Origin of the sequence: Allostella sp., assembly GCF_041913585.1 — a bacterium.
Classification (GTDB): Bacteria; Pseudomonadota; Alphaproteobacteria; order ATCC43930; family Allostellaceae; genus Allostella.
On record NZ_JAYSFE010000194.1, the window covers coordinates 1 to 5,891 of the forward strand.

The 5,891-nt window shown below is 71.0% G+C and carries 6 protein-coding genes; 1 reads left to right on the forward strand and 5 read right to left on the reverse strand.

The annotated features are described in order from the left end of the window. Positions 1–218: PaaI family thioesterase (locus ACE3Q3_RS22485; protein ID WP_374449778.1), on the reverse strand; the 218-nt coding region annotated here is incomplete at its 3' end. Positions 219–299: 81 nt separating this feature from the next. On the opposite strand from ACE3Q3_RS22485, the gene ACE3Q3_RS22490 reads away from it, so the two are divergent. Next, positions 300–1,292, forward strand: a complete 993-nt coding sequence (locus ACE3Q3_RS22490) for a TAXI family TRAP transporter solute-binding subunit (protein WP_374449780.1) — start codon at positions 300–302, stop codon at positions 1,290–1,292. A 6-nt stretch (positions 1,293–1,298) separates the two neighbouring features. Here ACE3Q3_RS22490 and ACE3Q3_RS22495 read toward each other — a convergent pair whose 3' ends face one another. The 4 genes from ACE3Q3_RS22495 to ACE3Q3_RS22510 form a co-directional block, all read right to left on the reverse strand. Next, on the reverse strand, positions 1,299–3,485 hold the full coding sequence (locus ACE3Q3_RS22495; protein WP_374449782.1) for an ATP-binding protein: 2,187 nt from the start codon (positions 3,483–3,485) through the stop codon (positions 1,299–1,301). 74 nt (positions 3,486–3,559) lie between these two features. Next, the gene (locus tag ACE3Q3_RS22500; RefSeq protein WP_374449784.1) at positions 3,560–4,072 is read right to left on the reverse strand and encodes a molybdopterin-dependent oxidoreductase; all 513 of its coding nucleotides are present in this window, start codon (positions 4,070–4,072) and stop codon (positions 3,560–3,562) included. A 251-nt stretch (positions 4,073–4,323) separates the two neighbouring features. Continuing rightward, positions 4,324–5,700 carry a magnesium transporter gene (gene mgtE, locus ACE3Q3_RS22505; RefSeq protein WP_374449786.1) on the reverse strand — a complete coding sequence of 459 codons (1,377 nt, stop codon included), beginning with the start codon at positions 5,698–5,700 and terminating at the stop codon, positions 4,324–4,326. Next, a partial coding sequence (locus ACE3Q3_RS22510; RefSeq protein WP_374449788.1) for a phosphate acyltransferase occupies positions 5,700–5,891 on the reverse strand: 192 nt, incomplete at its 5' end. The genes ACE3Q3_RS22510 and mgtE, both read right to left, overlap by 1 nt.

Consider the following 5,891-nt stretch of genomic DNA (forward strand, 5'->3'; position numbering starts at 1 on the left):
GAGTAGCCGCCGCAATTGTCGGCGATGGTGCCGATGACCCCGCCATGGAAGAAGCCGTGCTGCTGGGAGAGTTCCGACCGGTAGGGCAGCGAGATGCGGCAGGTGCCGGGTCCGACCTCGTCCAAGCGGGCGCCGAGCAGCGCCATGAAGGCCTGCCGGCCGAAGCTCGCGCGCACGCGCGCGGCATAGTCGGGGTCGGGCGGCGCGAACTCGGTCATGGCGGACTCCGGGAATTGCCTTCGTCTGGATCGCCCCTAGTCTTCTATGGGACTCGCCGTCGACGGAAGGAGCCAGAACCCGTGCCGACCGCATCCGACCGCGCCGCCGAGCGCCGCCTCTCCCGCCGGGCGCTGCTGGCCGCGACCGCCGCCGTGGCGGCCGCCGGGCCCGCTGCCGCCGAATCCGAGGCGCCGCTCGTCCTGACGCTCGGCACCGCCACCGAGGGCGGCGGCTTCGCGGTCTACGGCGCCGCCCTGGCCGGCGCCCTGGCCGCGTCCGATCCCGGCCTGCGGCTCGAACTCCGGGCGACGCCGGGCAGCGGCGCCAACCTGCCGATGCTGGAGACGGGCGCGCTCGATCTCGGGCTCGTCCAGGGCACCAGCGCCTACGAGGCGCTGGCGGGGATCGGCCGGCCGGCGACCGCGGCGCGGATCGTCGGCGCCATGTATTCCAGTCCCGGCATGTTCGTCGTGCGCGCCGACCGGCCCTTCCGCCGCATCGCCGACCTGCGCGGCCAGCGCGTCGTGCTCGGCGCCGCAAGTTCGGGCCTCGTCGTCCAGGCGCGCTACGTGCTCGACGGCCTCGGCCTCGATCCCGACCGCGACTTCGACCCGGTGCTGCTGGAGAAGGCCGGCGACGGGCCGCCGATGGTGCTGGACGGGCGGGCGGCCGCGCTGTGGGGCGGCGGCGTCGGCTGGCCCGGCTTCGCGCGCGTGGCGGCGGTACCGGCGGGCGCCCGCTTCATCGGGCTCGATGCCGGCGAGACGGCGCGGGTCCAGGCCCGGCATCCGTTCCTCAAGCCGATGACGGTCGCGGCCGGCGCCTATCCCGGGATCGGCGAGCCGCTGGGAACCGTCGGCGCGTGGAACGTCGTCATGGCCCGGCCGGACCTCCCGGAGGCGGCCGCCTGGCGCTATGCGCGGGCGCTGCATCGTGCGGAAGCGGAGTTGGGCCGGCGGCTGGCGCAGGCGCGCGAGACGACGCTCGCCAATACGCTGGCGGCGGCCCCGGCGCCCCGCTTCCTCCATGCCGGAACGGCGCGCTACCTGCGCGAAACCGGCCTGCTCGGATAGGGCTGCTCAGACCCTGGCGCGCCCCCCGGCCTCGGCGGCGAAGCCGTGGCTGACGATCAGCGACTCGCCGTGGCGCATCGCCTCCTCGATCGCGGTCGGGGCGTAGGACAGCAGGCTGCGCGCCAGCACCAGCGCCTCGCCGCCCTCGGCCGCCTCGATCATGCCGGCGAGCTTGCCCGCGTTGCAGGCGCCGATCTGGTAGAAGATGCCCTTCAGCCGATGAGCGCGGATGCGCAGCGCCGGCAGGTCGGCGGCGCCGACCGCGCGCTCGACCTCGGCCAGGTCGAAGCGCACGTCGGTCGCGAAGGTGTCGAGGATGCGCTCGAACTGCTGCAGTCCGACGCTCTCCAGCAGTTCGCTCAGGCGCTCCTCGTCAAACTCGAGCTCCTCGGTCGGCTGCGGCACCGGCGCGTGGACCCGGCCGAGCAGGCGGTCGATCAGTCCCGTCAGGTCGGCCTTGCGGATCGGCTTGGTCAGGAACTCGTTCATGCCGCTGGCCTGGGCCCGCTCGCGATCGGTGGCGAGGGCCAGCGCGGTCAAGGCCACGATCGGCACCCGGCCCGCCTCTCCGGGCAGCGCGCGGATGCGCCGGGTCGCCTCGTAGCCGCCCATGATCGGCATCTGCAGGTCCATCAGCACGAGGTCGAACTTCAGCCGCTGGGCGGCGTCGACCGCCTCGGCGCCGTTGCTCACCGTCTGCACCCGGTGGCCGAGGCTCTCCAGCATCGAGCGGATGACGAGCTGGTTGGCCGGCGTGTCCTCGGCCACCAGCACGCGGAGATGGGTGCTGGACGGCAGCACCACGTCCGGCCGCTTGCCGGCGACCGGCACCGCCGCCCGTCCGATCTCGAACGGAATCTGGAACCAGAAGGTCGAGCCCTTGCCGAGTTCGCTGTCGAAACCGATCGCGCCGCCCATCACCTGGACGAGGCGCTTGCTGATGGCGAGGCCGAGGCCGGTGCCGCTCTTCAGGCGGCCGACGTCGGAATCGGCCTGCTCGAACGGCTCGAACAGGCGGCTGTGCAGTTCGGCCGGGATGCCCTTGCCGGTGTCCGTCACCGAGAAGGTGAGGCCGATGTACTTGGCCTCCCGCCGGGTGACCGAGATGGAGAGGCGGACACTGCCCGCCTCGGTGAACTTGACCGCATTGCCGACGATGTTGAGCAGGACCTGCGTCAGCCGCCCCGGATCGCCCATCAGCGCCGACGGCACGTCGTCGTCGACATGCTTGGAGATTTCGAGGACCGCCCCGTTCGGCAGGCCGCGGGCGATCTCGATCACGTCGTCGCAGAGGGCCCGGAGGTCGAATGGGATGCACTCGATCTCGAGCTTGCCGGCCTCGATGCGCGAGAAGTCGAGGATGTCGCCGATGATCGACAGGAGGTGCTGGGCCGAGGCGTTGATGACGCGCGTGTAGCGGAGCTGGGTCTCGTTGAGCGGCGTGTCGACCAGGAGGTCGGCCATGCCGATCACCGAGTTGAGCGGCGTGCGGATCTCGTGGCTCATGGTGGCGAGGAAGGCGGACTTGGTCGAGTTCGCGCGCTCGGCCGCCTCCTTGGCGAGCTTCAGGCCCTCCGAGAGCTCGGTCAGTTCCTGCCCCTGCTGCTCCAGCCGGCGCATCTGGACCGTCGACAGTGCTCCGAACGCCAGGAGGCAGGTGATGAGGACGACCGCCGCCACCACCACCGCCAGCAGCGAGTGGAGCATGGCCAGCTTCTCGTTCTGCCAGTGCTGCGCCGAACGCTGCCGCACGTCCGAGAGCAGGTCCTGGAGGAGCGGGCTCAGCGATTCCGTCTTCTCCGAGAGGATCCTCGCGATGCTGGCAATGTCGAGGTCGGCGCGCTCCAGCAGCCGGTCGGTCTCGGTGATGAGTTCTTCGATCCGGGCCACGACGAGTTGCAGCGTCGGGTTGTCGGCGCCGATCTCGGGACCCAGCACGGTGACCATGCTGGGATTGCGGCTGAAGAAAATGTCGGCGGCGGTCGAGATGCGGTCGCGGTCGACGTGCGAGCCCGGCGTCTGCGCGGCCAGCAGGAGGTCGGTCAGCTTCTGGTATTCGAGATGGGTCTGATAGGCGTACCAGAGAATGTCGTACTGGAAGACCTCGGCCCGCTTGTAGAGATCGCGCAGCGTCGAGGCGAAGAGGATGGCGACGACGACGGTCGACACGAGGAGGCCGGCGATCACCGTCACCCGCAACCGCGCGGCGCGGCTGCGCGGTTGCGGAGACGCTACGACCTCACCCGTTGCCGACTCGGGCATCGATCCTACCGGACTTCGATTGCCTTAAGCTGCCAGGCGCAACGGGCGAAGTAGAGGTCGGTCTTGAGGGACGGGTTGTCGTCGAAGGGATACATGATCCACAGCGGCCCCTTGTCCCGGACCGGCATCGCCTTGCCGTCGCGGCGATGGGCGAGGATGACGTTGAACTTGTCAAAGTCGGCGATCGGAATCTTGACCTTGTAGTCGTTCAGCGCGACCGCCACGATCTCGGTGCCGGAGGCGCCGACCTTCTTGAGCAGGTCGCGCATCAGCGGGCCTTCGAAGGTGACCGGTCCTTCGGTCCACTTGGTCGAGGTGCGGACCGTGGTGGTGCCGAGCGCCTCCAGGGCCGCCTTGTCGAACTTCGCCACCTTGCCGTCGGTGGTGTTGGCGATGTTGCCGCTCAACTCCAGGATCGTCGTTCCCGTCGGCGGCGGCAGGGTCTCGGCCCGGGCCGAGATCGGCAGTGCCAGCAGGAGCACGGCGCCGACCACCCTCATCAGACTGCGCAGCATCATCGAGCACCTTCCTTCATCGACCCGGGCGGGCGACCCGCGGGACACCGCGGCCCGCCCGCGCCGGCCATGGCCCCGCGCCGCGTCATCGGCGGCCGGAATCCCACGCGCGGCGCCGGCCGGCAATCCGGTAGGAGCCAGGGAGGGTCAGGCACATGATCGCGCACGCTGCGCGATAGTCTCAGGAACGTGCGGCCGGAATCAACCCATCGTTTTGCGCGCAAACGAAGACTTGGCTTCCCGCCGATCTCGGCTCAGAGCAGGACGAGGCTGGCGAGGCCGAGGAACGAGAGGAAGCCGAGGACGTCGGTCGTGGTGGTGAGGAGCGGCCCGGCCCCCACCGCCGGGTCGATGCGCAGCCGCCGGATGAGGATCGGGATCGCCGCTCCCGCGAGCCCGGCCCAGACCATGTTGAAGATCATCGCCACGGCCAGCACCCAGGCGATCCGCACGTCCGCGAACCAGAGGCCGGCGACGGTGCCCAGCACGGCCGCAAACACGACCCCGTTGAGGACGCCCACGCCCAGTTCCTTGAGGATGACGCGGCGCATGTTGTCGGGCGCCAGGTCCCGGGTGGCCAGGGCGCGCACGACGACGGTCACCACCTGCATCCCGGCATTGCCGCCCATGGCGGCGACGATCGGCATCAGCACCGCCAGCGCCACGAACTTGCCGATCGTCGCCTCGAACTGGGCGATCACCGTCGAGGCGATGAGCGTGTTGACCAGCGTGACGAGCAGCCAGCGGATGCGCGAGCGCGCCGTCTCCAGCACCGAGGCGTTGACGTTGGTGTCGCCGACCCGGCCGAGGCGGGCCATGTCCTCCTCGGCCTCCTCGTCCAGGACATGCACCGCGTCGTCGACGGTGACGACGCCGACCAGCCGGTCGTCGGCATCGACCACCGGCGCCGACGCGAGGCCGTAGCGCTGGAACAGCAGCCCCACCTCCTCCTGGTCGGCGGTGGCCGGGATGCGATGGAACTCGCGGTCCATGATGTCGGTGATGCGGACCGGTCGCCCGGCCCGGAGCAGCCGGCTGACGGGGACGACGCCGATCGCCTTGTGGCGCGGGTCGATGACGAAGATGTCGAAGAAATGGTCGGGCAGGTCGGCGGCGCTGCGCATGAAGTCGATCGTCTGGCCGACGGTCCAGTGCGGCGGCACCGCCGCCAGCTCGCGCTGCATCAGGCGGCCGGCGCTGTCCTCGGGATAGGTCAGCCCCTGCTCCAGGACGGCGCGGTCCGCTGCCGGGACCTGGCGCAGCACCTCGCGCCGCTCGAGCTCGTCGAGGGAATCCAGGACCTCGACCGCGTCGTCGGTCTCGAGCTCGGCGACGGCTTCGGCCACCCGCCGCGTGCCGAGCCGCTCCAGGACCTCCTCGCGCACCGGCTCCTCCAGCCAGGGGAGGCACTCGGGATCGAAGACGTCGGCGATGGCCGCCAACAGCCGCGCCCGATCGTCGTCGTCGAGCCGCTCGATGAGGTCGGCCAGGTCGGACGGATGGAGCGGACGGACGAAGGCGCGGACGTGGCTGTCCTGGCCCTGCTCCAGCGCGCGGCCGATGGCGCCCATCAGGCGCGGCGTCAGGCCGTAGAGGTTGGCCGGCGCGGCGCGCTCCGGCCCCTCGGCCATCAGTCCTCCCCGCGCCCCTGGGCGTCGACGACGGCGACCGCGGTCATGTTGAGGATGCCGCGCGTCGTCACCGCCGGCGTCAGCACATGCGCGGCACCGCCGGCACCGACCAGCATCGGGCCGACGGAGAGGCCGTCGCCCAGCGCCTTCAGGAGGTTGAAGGCGATGTTGGCGGCATCGACGTTGGGCAT

What these genes read in the sequence shown, in the direction of transcription:
- ACE3Q3_RS22500 (WP_374449784.1), bottom strand. Translation starts at nt 4,072, where the DNA reads ATGATGCTGCGCAGTCTGATGAGGGTGGTCGGCGCCGTGCTCCTGCTG.
- mgtE (WP_374449786.1), bottom strand. Translation starts at nt 5,700, where the DNA reads ATGGCCGAGGGGCCGGAGCGCGCCGCGCCGGCCAACCTCTACGGCCTG.